The 14670-nt window shown below is 61.1% G+C and carries 15 protein-coding genes; 1 reads left to right on the forward strand and 14 read right to left on the reverse strand.

Going from position 1 to position 14670, the window contains the following annotated elements:
• Positions 1-12 precede the first annotated feature (12 nt).
• From AC57B1_RS14650 to AC57B1_RS14695, 10 genes are all read right to left on the reverse strand, one after another.
• Positions 13-489 carry a MaoC family dehydratase gene (locus AC57B1_RS14650; protein WP_496417852.1) on the reverse strand — a complete coding sequence of 159 codons (477 nt, stop codon included), beginning with the start codon at positions 487-489 and terminating at the stop codon, positions 13-15.
• Positions 486-944, reverse strand: coding sequence for a MaoC family dehydratase (locus AC57B1_RS14655; RefSeq protein WP_408183513.1), 459 nt, complete (start codon positions 942-944; stop codon positions 486-488). The genes AC57B1_RS14650 and AC57B1_RS14655 overlap by 4 nt, the downstream gene beginning before the upstream one ends.
• A 35-nt stretch (positions 945-979) precedes the next feature.
• A complete protein-coding gene (locus AC57B1_RS14660) occupies positions 980-2107 on the reverse strand; it encodes an acyl-CoA dehydrogenase family protein (RefSeq protein ID WP_496417853.1) in 1128 nt (375 codons plus the stop codon).
• A gap of 10 nt (positions 2108-2117) precedes the next feature.
• On the reverse strand, positions 2118-3314 hold the full coding sequence (locus tag AC57B1_RS14665; protein ID WP_496417854.1) for an acyl-CoA dehydrogenase family protein: 1197 nt from the start codon (positions 3312-3314) through the stop codon (positions 2118-2120).
• Between the two features lie 48 nt (positions 3315-3362).
• Positions 3363-3788 (reverse strand): DUF1178 family protein, encoded by a 426-nt coding sequence (locus tag AC57B1_RS14670; protein ID WP_408183506.1) that lies wholly within the window; start codon positions 3786-3788, stop codon positions 3363-3365.
• A gap of 223 nt (positions 3789-4011) precedes the next feature.
• Complete coding sequence (locus AC57B1_RS14675; protein WP_496417855.1) at positions 4012-4536, reverse strand: helix-turn-helix transcriptional regulator; 525 nt, start codon at positions 4534-4536, stop codon at positions 4012-4014.
• A gap of 53 nt (positions 4537-4589) precedes the next feature.
• Positions 4590-4835, reverse strand: coding sequence for a hypothetical protein (locus AC57B1_RS14680; protein ID WP_408183501.1), 246 nt, complete (start codon positions 4833-4835; stop codon positions 4590-4592).
• 233 nt (positions 4836-5068) lie between these two features.
• Positions 5069-5458: a putative holin gene (locus AC57B1_RS14685; RefSeq protein WP_091795775.1), complete on the reverse strand. Its 390-nt coding sequence runs from the start codon at positions 5456-5458 to the stop codon at positions 5069-5071.
• Positions 5459-5567: 109 nt separating this feature from the next.
• Entirely contained in the window at positions 5568-8153 is a 2586-nt protein-coding gene (locus AC57B1_RS14690; protein ID WP_496417856.1) for a glycoside hydrolase family 18 protein, read from the reverse strand.
• A 164-nt stretch (positions 8154-8317) separates the two neighbouring features.
• Positions 8318-9121, reverse strand: a complete 804-nt coding sequence (locus AC57B1_RS14695) for an N-acetylmuramidase domain-containing protein (protein WP_496417857.1) — start codon at positions 9119-9121, stop codon at positions 8318-8320.
• 285 nt (positions 9122-9406) lie between these two features.
• Between AC57B1_RS14695 and AC57B1_RS14700 the strand changes: the two genes are divergently transcribed.
• Positions 9407-10582 carry a winged helix-turn-helix domain-containing protein gene (locus AC57B1_RS14700; RefSeq protein ID WP_496417858.1) on the forward strand — a complete coding sequence of 392 codons (1176 nt, stop codon included), beginning with the start codon at positions 9407-9409 and terminating at the stop codon, positions 10580-10582.
• A gap of 166 nt (positions 10583-10748) precedes the next feature.
• Here AC57B1_RS14700 and AC57B1_RS14705 read toward each other — a convergent pair whose 3' ends face one another.
• Genes AC57B1_RS14705 through AC57B1_RS14720 form a run of 4 tightly spaced genes read right to left on the reverse strand, consistent with a single transcriptional unit; the run spans position 10749 to position 14661 of the window.
• Entirely contained in the window at positions 10749-11333 is a 585-nt protein-coding gene (locus AC57B1_RS14705; RefSeq protein WP_408345299.1) for an NUDIX domain-containing protein, read from the reverse strand.
• A 44-nt stretch (positions 11334-11377) separates the two neighbouring features.
• On the reverse strand, positions 11378-11674 hold the full coding sequence (locus AC57B1_RS14710) for a DUF2818 family protein (RefSeq protein WP_091795792.1): 297 nt from the start codon (positions 11672-11674) through the stop codon (positions 11378-11380).
• Positions 11674-13146, reverse strand: coding sequence for an NADH-quinone oxidoreductase subunit NuoN (nuoN, locus tag AC57B1_RS14715; RefSeq protein ID WP_091795795.1), 1473 nt, complete (start codon positions 13144-13146; stop codon positions 11674-11676). Before nuoN ends, AC57B1_RS14710 begins: the two co-directional genes overlap by 1 nt.
• A gap of 24 nt (positions 13147-13170) precedes the next feature.
• A complete protein-coding gene (locus tag AC57B1_RS14720; protein ID WP_408483665.1) occupies positions 13171-14661 on the reverse strand; it encodes an NADH-quinone oxidoreductase subunit M in 1491 nt (496 codons plus the stop codon).
• Positions 14662-14670 lie beyond the last annotated feature (9 nt).

A 14670-nucleotide genomic window follows, 5' to 3' on the forward strand; every position in this document is an offset into this window, starting at 1 on the left:
TGCGTCGAAACGCTAGAAATAATGTCGCGTGATGAACTCGGCGACGCATACCGGCCGTTCACTGCCCTGCCGCTCAAGCGTCACATTCCATATCACTTGCACGCCGTTGTTATCCACTTCGGCTACGGATTCGACCGCGAACTTCGCGCGCAACCGCGAGCCGACCGGCACCGGGGATGTAAAACGCACGCGGTTCAACCCGTAATTGACGCCCATGCGCTGCTCGAGCACCACCGTCTCACTGAGCAATGCAGGGATCAACGAAAGTGTCAGAAAACCGTGCGCTACCGGACCGCCGAACGGTGACTCGCGCCGCGCCCGTTCCGGGTCGACATGAATCCACTGATGATCGCCGGTCGCTTCGGCAAACCGATCGACGCTCGCCTGATCCACCTCCAGCCATTCGCTAGCGAGCGGCTCGGCGCCCACCAACGCGCGCAAGGCGGCGGCGCTGCCGAGCGTTGCGGCAGGTGCCGCGCTGCCCATCATGAAGCGGCACCAGGATTGCGCAGCCCGAACAATCCCTTCGAGCGCACCGTGATGACCGTTTCGCCATGCTGATTGATGCCTTCCCACTGCGTCGATACGATGCCGCGATCCGGCTTGCTCTCCGAGATACGCTTGTCGAGCACGGCGTTCATCATGGTGATCGTGTCGCCGACCCGCACCGGCTTCAACCAGCGGATTTCGTCGATACCCGGCGAGCCCATCGACGTGGAACCCGCGAACGCATTGCGCACCAGCATGCCCATCATGACGGAGCAGGTATGCCAGCCACTCGCGACCAATCCGCGGAACGGTGATTCGGCGGCCGCGGCTTCATCCACGTGGAACGGCTGCGGATCGAACTTCTGCGCAAACTCGACGATCTCGTCATGCGTGAACGTGTGCTTGCCGATTTCGATGCTCGTACCGACTATCAAGTCCTCGTAACTCAATCCCATCGTCACACCTCCTTTTATTCGATTCGAACGGCGGATCAGGCTTCTGCCGTGACGAAGCCGGGCAGCGCGGCGAACCGCGCGAGATGGTGATCGACGTCGCCCAATGTGGTTTCGATAATAGCAAGTCGTTTGAACAGATGCGCCGCGGCCACTTCGTTCGTCACGCCCATGCCGCCATGCAACTGAACCGCCTGCTGACCGACAAAGCGCGCGGCCTGCCCCACCCGTGCCTTCGCAGCGGAAACCGCGCGGCGACGTTCGTCGGCATCCGTGCTCGTGTAGCGCATGGCAGCCAGGTACGTGACCGAACGCGCCTGCTCGGCGTGAATCAGCATCTCGACCATGCGATGCTGCAAGGCCTGAAAACGCGCGATCGGCTGGCCGAACTGCTGGCGCGTTTTCGTGTAGTCGACGGTGGCGAGATTCAAGGCGTCTAGCGCGCCGATCGCCTCGGCGCACAACAGCACCGTGCCGTAGTCCGCAATATGTTCGAGCGCAGCCGCGCCGGCGTGGTTGCCTGCCAATTGGCGCGCCGGCGTGCTGTTGAATTCGAGTGTGGCGGCACGTTGACCGTCGATCGTGCGGTAGTCTGTAACTTTGACGCAGCCTGCATTGCGCGCCACGACGAAGAGTGCAATCTCGCCGTTCAGACGGGCCGGCACGATCCAGTGATCTGCTTGCGCGCCGTGCAGCACAACCGACTTCGTGCCGGTCAAGGTCTGCTGCCCGCCCTGCCCGCTTGCGATCGTCTCGATGGAAAAAAGATCGTAGCGTGCGTGCGGTTCGTGAAATGCCACCGCCAGTTTGATCTCGCCTTGGGCCGCACGTTCGAGTAACGACGCGTCTTCGCCCTCTTCACTACCCGCGAGGCGCAATGCCTCGACGCCGACCGCGGTCGCCCAATAAGGCTCGACGACCAGCGCGCGGCCGAGTTCCTGCATGACCACCAGCATATCGATCGGGCCGCCATTGAAACCGCCGTGCGCTTCCGGCACAGGAAGTGCCGTCAGACCCAACTCGGCAAACGCGGCCCAATGCGCGTCCGACACGCCGGTTTCCGATCGCACGATCGCCTGGCGCGCTTCGAACCCGTAGCTCTTGTCCAGATAGCGGCGCAACGCGTCGGCGAATTGCTGTTGTTCGTCGTTGAATGTGAAGTCCATGCGCCGCTCCTCAAAGTCCGAGAATCATCTGCGCGATGATGTTCTTTTGAATTTCGTTCGAGCCGCCGTAAATCGACGTCTTGCGGAAGTTGAAGTAGTAAGCGGCCAGCGGCGCGGCATCGTCGTCGCCGGCCACGCTATGTGCGCGTTCGCCTTCGAGGAATGGCACGTCGAACGGCGCGGCGAGCGGCCCGATCGCTTCGAACATCAGTTCGGTCAGCGCCTGCTGAACTTCAGTGCCCTTGATCTTCAGCATCGACGCTTCCGGCCCCGGCCCGCGCCCGCCCGTTTCATTGGCGACCACGCGCTGCACCGTGACTTCGAGCGCCATCAACTCGATCTCGAGGCTCGCGACTTTTGCGCCGAAGACCGGATCCTGCAGCAGCGGTTTGCCGTTCTTCTTCTGATTCCGTGCAAGGCGTTTCAGGAAAACGAGTTCGCGCTTCGACTGGCCGACCCGCGCGATACCGGTACGCTCGTGGCCGAGCAGATATTTCGCGTAAGTCCAGCCGCGATTCTCTTCACCCACCAGGTTTTCGACCGGCACCTTCACGTCTTCGAAAAACACTTCGTTGACTTCGTGGTCTTCGTCGAGCGTAATGATCGGCCGCACGGTGATGCCCGGCGTTTTCATGTCAATCAGCAGGAACGTAATGCCCTCCTGCTTTTTGGCGCCGCTGTCCGTGCGTACAAGGCAGAACATCATGTCGGCGTACTGACCGAGCGTGGTCCACGTTTTCTGACCGTTGACCACGTAATGGTCGCCGGCGCGCTCGGCGCGCGTGCGCAGCGAGGCCAGATCCGAACCCGAGCCGGGCTCTGAGTAGCCTTGGCACCACCAGTCCGTACCGTCGAGAATGCGTGGCAAATAGTGACGCTTCTGTGCCTCGTTGCCGTATTTCATCAACACGGGCGCCACCATGGAGACGCCGAAAGGCAGCACGGACGGCGCGCCGATACGCGCGCACTCTTCGTCCCAGATGTGCCGCTGGGTCGCATCCCAGCCCGGGCCACCGTATTCTTGCGGCCATGCGATCGCCGACCAGCCGCGCGTGCCGAGCAGCTTATGCCAGTCTGCGAAGTCGTCGCGGGAGAGCCGCTTGTGATTGAGTACTTTGTCGCTCAGATCGCGAGGCAGGTTCGCCTCGAGCCAGGCGCGGATATCGGCGCGGAACGCGCTTTCAGCGGGGGAATAGTCCAGATTCATGCGTAGTGTCTCCTGGCCGCTACCACCCGCCGCCAGCGAGCCACTGCGCTATTGCAGCGGTTCCTTCAAGGCAGCCGGGACCGGCAGCGGCATCACTTCGATGCCTTCCTCGACCAAGGCTTTCGCGTCTTCCGGTGTCGTGACACCGCGAATATTGCGTGCGGGCGCTTCATTGTAGTGAATGCGCCGTGCTTCCTCGGCGAAGCGGTCGCCCACGTTCTCGGTCTTCTCCAGTACCTCGCGTAAGGCGCGCATCACGCGCCCCTGCATGTCGCCTGCACCCGCTGGCGCTTTCGTCTCTGTCGCACCCGACAGGTTCAGGCGCGGCGCCGACGGTAAACGGCTCACCTCGTTCGCACCGCAGATCGGACATTCAACGAGCTTGCGGGACTGCTGCGATTCGAAGTCATCAGCCGAAGCGAACCAGCCTTCGAACCGATGGCCATGCGGACACTGTAAATCGAGGACCTTCATGTGGAATCAGGGCTTGCGTGCCAGTTTAGCGCAAAACGTAAATTTGTGAACGGTCGTTCGTAAATTTTTACGGACAACACGCCGACGTCTGACGCTGCTGACAAATCGGACGTGGTGGGCGATTTTAACGCTTTGCGCCAAGGCCTGCCGAAGGTGGCCCGAAAGGCCAATGTGCATGCCGACTACATGGCCGCGCGAATTCGCACGCTGGCCGTGCCTGCTTCTATGCCACCAGACACTCGAGTTGACGGTTAAGACGCGGCTCGATCTCGCGTGCTTCTTTGGCGAGGTTGATCTGCTTGGCCGATTTTGCGACGTCGAACACGTCCGCCTTGATTTCATAACCGCCGCGCGCAATGAGCCAATCAAGAATGTCCGACAGATGCCACACCGACGCGCTGCCCTCGTGGACCGCCGCCGGAAAGTCGATTGCGTGATTGAGCATCAGCTTGCGCATGTTTTGCCTCGACACGCCTGCGACTTCGGCCACGTCGGTGAGGCCGACGAAATCGGGGCCTGCCTCGACCAGCCGTGCGGACGGCACCGCCCGTTTGACGTCTTGAAGCGCGCTGACCAGCGCAGCGAATGCAGACGTGCCTTCGCGAGTGAAAAACAGCGCGAGGCGGCCTGGTTGCCCGATGCCAACGGTGGCGTCATCGCATCCTGCTTCGCCCAGCCGCTCGACGATCGCGTCAAGATCGCAATCTTCCGCTGCGAGGCGGTACTTCAACGTGAACACATATTCCATGATTTACTCCTGCCTTTATTCGGTCCAAGGCTTTCGCCAACAGCGCGCTTTCGCTACCGGCGAGCCGTGCAGTTGTCGACGATTCTCCGCAGATGTCTGGCATGGTTGCCGGGGCACTTGGGTGTGCTCCAGATGCTCGATATGCAGAACTCACCGCACCGACAGTCCGCGTCGTTGTCGGGACAATACATTTTTCCCCACGCGTGGCCTTTGCCACCGCCCTGAACACGCCAACCGTTTTTTTCGGCATACGCCAATGCTGCCTCAACCTCTTTCTTAGAGTGGGTTCCTCGAACCATCTACGCCCTCCAATTTAATGAGCGGGAGTCAGGTTGTCAAGTGACAACTCAACATGATCCACCCTGAATCGAACATTTCTCACAAGCTTCGGTATCCCAATTAAATGAGACGCTCGATGCTTTTATCGAAGGTCCATACTAGAGGGATAAATGCCGTGTAGCGAGACTGCCGGAAGTCATAAGAAGGCGGGCTATCGCTGCCCGCCTTTTTCGTGCCCTTCGTGCAAGCCGAGTCATCCTTTGAGAAGCCGTTTGACGACCCATGCGTACAGACGGTCCAGAGTCGGCTCGACGTGCCGCTCACTCCAGTCGAGCGCGAGAATCGTGAACGTCACGAGCGCCGCGCTCGCAATGAACCCGGCTAGCCACGGTTCGACCTGCGGCCAGTTGAAGACGATCCGTCGCGCGAGAAAATTGCCGCCCAGGAGCGACACGACGAAATAGATCGCCTTGCGCCACGTCGTGGTCTCATGCGAACGCGTCAGATACAGGAGCGCTCCGCAGGCAACGCCCAATACCCGTTCGAAGTCGTTGAGCATGTGCGACGCGACGAAGGCGACACCGCCCTTCAAGCTTCCAATCAATACCGGAGCGGCGAGACAAGCAACAGGATAAGTAGCCATGAGGGTATCCAACGCCAGAGGTCCAGAAGTCGACCGGGTTGCGTGCGGCGGCGCCCACTGGAGCGCCGCCGCACTTCGCGATCAGTGCGGGGTCAGCCGCAAACGATGATCACGCGCTGCCGAGGTCCTGCCAGACCTTGCCGTCGTACTGCTTCAAACTCGTGCAATTGGGATCGCCCGGCTCGTCGGAGCGGTTTGCCCACCACGACGAACAGTATTTGCGCAGCCCCTGACCGTGATAGTCGTGCGTCACCACCGAACCGCCCGGATAATCCTGCGGCTTCCACGTGCCGGCGCTCTGGCCCGCGACGACCGTCACGTTGACCGACGCGATCGATTGCGCGCCATCGCCGCCGTGCCCGGTCACCGTCAGTCGCACCGGATACTCGGTGGTCGTGGTGAGCGTTGGCGCGGTCACGGTCACGCTCGCCTGATTGGAGCCGTCGAACGAGAGCCCCGGAGCGCTCCACTTGTAGACGAGCGGCGCCGGGCCGGTCGAATCCGCAGCCGAAAGCGACAGCGGCGCGCCGCTCTCCACCTTTGTCTTACCAGTGATCACTGCCTGCACGGAGCCACCGGACGCCGGCGTGGCTTCCAGATAGATCGCCTCGCTCGACGTTGACGTGCCATCGCTCACGGACAGCTGGATCAAGTAGTCGGTCGTCTTGTCCACGCTCGGCACGACCCCACTCACGACCGCCTTGCGCGAGCCGTCGAACGGCAACTGCGGCGCCTGCCACGCGTAGGTGAGCGGATCGCCATCCGGATCGAACGACGCGGTACCCGACAGCTGGAAGGCCGTTCCCGACGCGAGTTGCACCGTCATTCGGGCCACCGGCGGCTGACCGGACTTCGATTTCACGGTCAACGTGACCTGCGCGGTGTTCGTGTTGCCATGGCCATCGTCGACCGTCAGCTTCACCGCGTAGCTCGTGGCGCCTGCCGCCGGCACGACGCCGTCGACCTCGACAGTGGTCGCGCCGTCGAACGGCAGTCCAGGCGCCGACCACCGGTAGGTCAGCGCATCGCCATCCGGATCGTTCGAGCGCTTGCCGCTGAAGTGAACCGGGTCCCCTGCGAAAGCTTCCAGCGGACCGTCGATCGCGGCCACCGGCGGCCGGTTGCCGCCCTTCACGTTGATGCCTTTGAAGTAGAACGGCGACATGTCGATCGTCTGCTTCGTGATCTCGTTGCCGAGCCCTTCGCGCGCGGCATTGACGAGCACGCCGCCATCCATTTCGATGGTCCAGGTGAACAGGCCCGCAAGACCGCGCTTGCGCACGTATTCGCCCTTGGCCTTCACCGTGCGCGGCGTATCGACCGAAATGAAGAGTTTCGAATCTTTGCTGTACAGGTAGTCGGCATCGGCAACTTCGTCGGTATAGACGTCATAGCCGTTAATGCCGCGCTGATTTTCCAGATCGAGATAGTTGTAAATCAGGTCGTACCATTCGGTCGTGCCCGATTCGAAGCTGCCGGTGGTCGTACCCGTGCCCGCGTTGTAGCTGCCTTCGAGCGGCGACAGGCTCGTGATGTTCGCATTGCGCGCGCTGCGGCTATACCCGGCATAGCCGATTGCAACACGGCTCAACGGCACGCCGATCTGCTCCAGATAGTCGATCGCCGCATCAATGCTGAACTCGTTCGGGTCACCCGGATGGCTCGGATGCAGGTTCGTATGATGCGCAAGCTTCGGCGCCCACGGCGTGCCGAAGAAATCGTAGGTCATCAGGTTGATGCCGTGCACGCCGGCGTCGATCATGCCCTTCAGGCCGGCCTTTTTCATCTTCGACAAGGCGGCGGATGCGGCGATGCTGATCATCACATCCTTGCGCCCGGCGCCGTCGAACGCCTGCCTGAGTTCGCGCACCAATGCCTGGAAGTTCGGCGTGTCGCTATCGGAATAGGTATTGCCGTCGTTACCCTCTGCTGCCGGATACTCCCAGTCGAGATCGATCGCCGCGAACATCGGGAAACGCTTGAACAGATCGAGGATGCTGTTGATCAGTGTCTTGCGCCGCGCCGGGTCGGCGACCACCCAGTGAAACGCCTCGCTCATCGTCCAGCCGCCGATACTGAACGACAGCACCAGATCGGGATTCTTTGCCTTCAGCTTACGCAGGCCGCCCAACACGCCTTGCGCGGTTTCCTGACGGAACAGCGCCTGATAGTCGTTGCTCACCCAGCCCGGGAAGCCACAGTTGCGATACGAAGCGACATCGCCCCATGCATCGACGAAAGTCGCCTCGTCTTTCTTGCGGCCGAAATCCTGCGCGGCCCGGTTGATGGTGTACTGCTTCTCGCCGTTGTCGCCGATAATGCCGGCAAAGCCGAGCACGAGCTTGTCGTACGCATTCGCGTCGAGCAGCATCAGGTCGATGCCGCGGCCACACTGATCGTCGGCGAACGAGCCATCGTAGCGTCCGTCGTATTGCGACCAGTCCGTGTAGTAGCCGAACACCTTCGAGTCATTCGGCTTGTAGCCGTTGTACACGCGCTTCGCCACGCGGCCGGACGTGTAGCTGAACTTCTCGACTTCGGTCGCCGGCTTGTAGCCGTTCATCTGATACTTCTTTTCCGTCGCACCCTTGGCGCCGGACTTGTCGCCTGGATCGCCGTTGTACACCAGCTTGCTGTTCTGGCGTCCTTGCTGGACGGAGCCGTTTGCAGACGTGGGATTGTTCGTTTGCGTCATAAGAACCTCGTTCATGAAAAGTGAATGTCGAAGGCTACGCACCGTGGCGTTGCCTGATCGACCTGTTCATGTTCGGGTGCCTCATCGACGAACAACATGGAAAATCCATCGAAAGTTCGCGGTCCGCCAGCCGGCGACGTAGGCGATTGGCTGAGTCATTTCACCTATGCCGATCCTCCACACGTCACGGCGTCGAAATGCGCGACCGCTGACGCAAGTCGCGTGTCGTACGCATGCGTGTGATAAGCCGGACCGTTGTAGCGTCGCGCAAAGTCGTCCCATCTACCCTGTTGCAGCGCGCGCAGCATGGCGGCGTCGCGCCCGACGAAACGAACGAATGCGTCCAGCTGGCTTCGCTCATCGATCGTCATCGACGCGGCAAAATCGGCTGCGCTGGCATAATCCAGATACAGCCAATGAAGGCCCATGATCTGGAATAGCCCCCAGCTGCAGGCTTCGATCGCGCAATCACGATCGAGCCCACTGGCCGCATCGAAACGTTCGTATTCCTGCACGCCACCCAGATAACCGCCGGGTGTCGTATTAACGATCTCGGGAAATTCGCTGCGCCAGCGTTGCGCGGGCAGCGCCGCGGCAACCAGCCGCCGATACATCACATGGCGTTCGAACAGGATCTTCGCCCGGCCGTCCGGTAGAAAGCCAAAGCCCGCGCTCTCGACCTCGACCAGTGCAAGAAGCCGCGCTGGTGCGACACCTAGCGCGTCGCTGGCCTCGGCCACGTCGGCTTCGAACAGCAATCCCGCATCGCGCGCCGTTTGCGTGAGCAGTGCGCGAGTCTGCTCGCATACGGCGCCTGTGTCCGGCAAGCCACGTCGCTGCTGAAATCGCCGTAGCGCGCTTTGCGTATCGGGGCCCGGCAAACCGTCCACTTCCAGGCGTGGATTTTCCTGCGCAAGCGCCCGCTGTAAAAAGACGACGCTCGTGCCGCGAGTCATTGATGAGTTCATGATCGGTATCCGTGAGGTGGAAAAAAGTCGCGGCAGATAGGAAAGCTAACTGCTGCCGCGACGTGATTCTTTTTCCTCCGGTCCGCGTCCGCCATAGAAGATGGCGAACATTCGCGCCTCGCCTGCCTTGACGGCTCAGGTCCTGCTGTCTGCCACATGGAAGGCGCGATACTCCATCTGGCTCGAGGATATGTCCGTTACACCGCGTACCCGTCCGGGTTCCTCCATTGGCTGCGACCATTTACCGATGCTACGTTATGCGTATTAAAGGCGCTGGAGTAATTCGTGAGTAAAAACAGTTGCATCGTTCGTTTCGACTGGCGGCATGACCGTGTATCCGTCGGCCATATCGCCGTGCGCGTCGCGGGACAGGAAAAGGAAGTGCTCCGCCTGATGGTGGAGAGCGCAGGACAAGTATGCGACCGTGAAGCACTGATGGGCGTCGTGTGGGGCGAGCGTGCGATCCATATGGACGAGCTCTATCTGACGCAACTGGTCTACCGGTTGCGCAAGTCGTTGAGGCCGCTCGGTCTCGGCGGTCATATCGTAACGATGCCGCGTGCGGGCTATCGGTTCGACCCGGAAGGACTTCGGTTCCATACCGAAGAAGCCTCGCCGGATGACGCGCCGACATCGTTTGACGCTCTCTCCACGGATGAACCGCCACCGCGCCGCGCCGGCCTTCGCAACTGGCTTGCGCGGTTGCGCGACAACGTTTCGTATCGGCGGGCATCGTCCGAATCGATCGGCCTGCCCGCCATTCACACCGATGAGGGACTGGTCACTCATGCTGGCGCGACCGTTCATCTAACTGGTTTCGAACGCGCCTTGCTACAGGCGTTCGTCGACCAGCCCGATGTCACGCTCAAGCGTCACGAGTTGATTTCACGGATCTGGGGTGATGAAGAAGACGTCGACGTCAATCGCCTGACGCGCCTGGTGTCGCGTTTGCGGCGTTCGTTGCAGCCACTCGGACTCGACCAGCAACTGCTCTACATACCTTGTATCGGATATAGATTCTGCCGGACTGTGCCGCCTACGCCCGCTGACATCGGCGAAGTCGAAAGCAGCTCGCTGCCATCAGCAACCGGCGCGTATCCGTCGGTGTCGGGCGTGGTTGCCGCGCTCAAGTGGATCGCGCCGTGGTTCGCGTCGCGGCGCACTGTCGTGCTGATCGGCGTGGCGTTGCTTACGCTCACCGCCGCGCTTGCGATGCCGGCGGACCTCGGCAACGGGAGCCGCCTCGGCTGGCCTGTTACCGCAAGGCACAATGGAAGCGACATTCCGACCACCTGTAGCGCGGATTATGTTCATCACGTGTTCATTCGCGACGTGGTCGACTCAGTGGCGGCGTCGAATTCCCCAACCGTGCCGGCTAACGTGGACAACGCGTGGAAGCGGATTGTGGTGGATTTGCGCGCGGCGGGCTGCCGTAGCGTGGCGCCTTCCGCTCCTTCGTAACGTCCAGTGCGGATCGGCGAGGCATCTGTGGGCAGGCTGACGTGCTGCCCCTTGCGGCGATATCCTATATGGAATGGTCCGCGATATAGGTCCGCCGGAGTTGCCCACGCGCAAAAGCGGGTGGGCAGCGACCGAAACGATCTGCGCCCACGCCGAACCGGCGACGCTATTGCGGTTCCGCCAGCGGCCACGCGCCCGACAAGACCTTCTCCAGCCAGAACGTGCCGATCACCGTCTTGACGTCAGTGATCTTGCCGCTGCGTACCCACTCGGACACCTCGGCCACACTTGCCGTGAACAGTTCGAGAAATTCGCCTTCGTCGAGCTTACGCTCACCCGCAGTCAAACCACGCGCGAGGTAGATGTCGATGAATTCGGTCGAATAGGAAATGATCGGGTGAATGCGCGTCAGATAGACGTATTCACGCGCGGTGTAACCCGTCTCTTCGCGCAGCTCACGAATGGCACACGCGAGCGCGCCCTCGTTGGGGTCGAGCTTACCCGCCGGATACTCGACCATGACCTTGCCCATCGGATAACGATACTGGCTTTCCAGCAGCACGCGGCCGTCGTCGAATAATGGAATGACCATCACGGCACCCGGATGCTGAACGTATTCGCGCGTGGCGTGCTTGCCGTCCGGCAGGCGAACGGTGTCGCACTTGAGCGTCAGAAACGGACCCTGATGCATCGTTTTGCTCTCGAGACAGGTCTCGGTGAGCGCGGCGTCGTGATCGGGAAGTTCAGCCATATGCGGACCTCAGGACAACTGGGTGCGCCGACGGCGAGACGCCGTCAGCGGCGTTTGACGAGATACTGGAAGGTGAAGCCGGGGAATGCGAACACCACGAATAGTGCGAATGTGATCGCGTAAAACTGCCATCCCTGTTCGAAGCGGTTGCCCGCGCGCGCTTCCAGCAGAAAACCGAGCGCGCCAACCACAAAGTACAGCACGATCAATTCGGCAATCCGGATCCAGCCGCTCTTCTTCGCCGCCTTCAGCGGCACGGCGGCGAAGAGGCGCTGATTCAGGAACGGCAGGTTGGCGCCGACCAGCGCCAACAGCACGATAAACCAACCCGCAGCCGACATCAGAGCAGCAGAGTGTGCTGGATAGCCTGCAGGCAGGCCTTCAACAACGGATCCGGCACGATACCGAGCACCAGTACGGCCACGCCATTCAGTGCCAGCAACGCACGCGTGCTGGTGTCGGCGAGAATCGGCGACTTGTCTTGCGGATCGTCGAAATACATCAGCTTGACGATACGCAGGTAGTAGAACGCGCCAAACAGCGAGGTGATCACGGCCAGCACCGTCAGCCAGGTCAGGCCGGCGTTCATGGTCGCCTGCAGCACCGCAAGCTTCGCATAGAAGCCGACTGCGGGCGGAATGCCGGCGAGCGAGAACATCATGACCATCATCACGAACGCGAACACCGGGCTACGCTGATTCAGGCCCTTGAAGTCTTCAAGCGTGTCCGCTTCGAAATCGCGGCGAGCCAGCAGCATGATGACGCCGAACGTACCCATCGTCGTGATCAGGTAGACGATGCTGTAGTACATGGCCGAGCCGTACGCGTTGGCGGCGCCCGAGGTCTTGTTGTCGACCACGCCTGCCAAGAGGCCCAGCAGCACGAAGCCCATGTTCGAGATCGCCGAGTACGCGAGCATCCGCTTCACGTTGCGTTGCACGATACCGGTGATATTGCCGACGATCAGCGACAGCGCCGCGAGAATCACCAGCATTTGCTGCCATTCGACTGCCAGCGGCAACAGACCCATCACGAGGAAACGCAAACCCCATGCGAACGCGGCAACCTTCGGACCGCCGCCAACCATCAGCGTCATCGCCGTCGGTGCGCCCTGATACACGTCAGGCACCCACATGTGGAACGGCACCGCGCCCATCTTGAACGCCACGCCCGCCACGATGAAGATCACGCCGAACAGCAGCACGCTCGGATCGTAGTGGCTCGTGCCGATCGCCTTGAACACTTCGTTCAGGTCGAGCGAACCGGTCGCGCCGTACAGCATGGAGATGCCGTACAGCAGGAAGCCGGAAGCCAGCGCGCCGAGCACGTAGTACTTCATGGCCGCCTCGTTCGACGGTGCCGCGTCGCGACGCAGCGCGATCGCACCGTACAGCGACAGCGACATCAGTTCCAGCCCGAGATACAGCGTCAGGAAGTTGTTGCCGGAGATCATGACGAGCTGGCCGAGCAACGAGAACATGCCCAGCAGGAAGAACTCGCCGCGGAACAGACCGCGATCCTCGAGGTAGCGGCGCGAATAGACGATCGACACGGCATAGCCGAGCGTCACCACCGCTTTCATCACGTTGGCGAACGAGTCCACCACGTACATATGGCCGAAGTAATAGCGCACTTGCGGGTCGAACGCGTTCATCGCGAACCAGATGCCGGCGACGAGCGTCGAGAAGAACGCGATGAAGTACGTGGTACGGCGACCGGCCTGGCCGACGAACGTGTCGTTGAGCCACGCGACGACAACGGCGAGCATCACCAGCGCGTCAGGCAACAGAGCAGTCATAGGGGCGTTTTGCATGGTCTTTAATTCCTCCGCTCTGCGTTACTGAGGCAACGGCAGCTTTGATTGCGCAACGTGGGAGAGGAGGTTTTCCACGGATACGTGCATCACATCGGTAAAGGGCTTCGGATACAGGCCCATGAACAGCGTCAGTGCGGCGAGCACTGCCAGCATGAAAAATTCGCGACGGTTGATGTCGAGCAGGCTCTTCACGTGATCGTTGGCGATCGCGCCGAAGTACACGCGCTTGTACATCCACAGCGTGTAGGCCGCGCCGAGAATCAGCGTGACTGCCGCGCCGCCGGCGATCCAGAAGTTGTACTGGACTGCCGCCAGAATCACCATGAACTCGCCGACGAAACCGGAAGTACCCGGCAAGCCGCAATTCGCCATGGAGAACAGCATCGCGAACGCCGCGAACTTCGGCATCACGTTGACGACACCGCCGTAATCGGCGATCTGACGCGAATGCATACGGTCATACAACACGCCGATGCTCAGGAACATCGCGCCCGACACGAAGCCGTGCGAGATCATCTGCACGATCGCGCCTTCCACGCCGAGTTGATTGAAGATGAAGAAGCCGAGCGTCACGAAACCCATGTGCGCGATCGACGAATACGCGACCAGCTTCTTCATGTCCGTCTGCACCATCGCGACCAGGCCGATGTAGATCACGGCGATCAGCGACAGCGTGATGACGACCGGTGCCAGAAAGTGGCTGGCGTCCGGCGTGATCGGCAGCGAGAAGCGCAGGAAACCGTATGCGCCCAGCTTCAGCATGATCGCAGCCAGCACGACCGAGCCGCCGGTCGGCGCTTCCACGTGGGCGTCAGGCAACCACGTGTGAACCGGCCACATCGGCACCTTCACGGCGAAGGCCATGAAGAACGCTATGAATAGCAACACCTGAGGCGTCATGGCGATCTGCGCATGTTGCCAGGTGGCGAGGTCGAACGTGCCGGTCTGGGTGTACAGGTACAGCAACGCGACCAGCATCAGCAGCGAGCCCATCAGCGTGTACAGGAAGAACTTGAATGCCGCGTACACGCGGTTCGCCCCACCCCACACGCCGATGATGATGTACATCGGAATCAGCGTCGCTTCGAAGAACACGTAGAACAGCATGCCGTCGGCCGAGCTGAACACGCCGACCATGATGCCCGACAGGATCAGGAATGCGGCGAGGTACTGGGCCACGTTCTTCGTGATCACTTCCCACGCGGCGATCACGACGATCACCGTAATCAGGGCCGTCAACACGACGAACCACATCGAAATGCCGTCGACACCGAGGTGGTACGTAATGTTGAAGCGCTCGATCCAGTTCGCCTTTTCGACGAACTGCAGATCGGCGGTGCTCGAATCAAAACCGGTAATCAGCGGAATCGTCACGAGGAAGCTGACGACCGAGCCGATGAGCGCGATCCAGCGAGCGGGACCCGGGTTCCGGTCGGAGCCGATAGCCAGAACCAGAAGGCCGACGAGGATCGGTAACCAGATCGCGATACTGAGAATCGGATAAGCGTGCATTAGTGTCCC

It is taken from the genome of Paraburkholderia sp. BGA-UO-ETr-F21, from assembly GCF_059567925.1.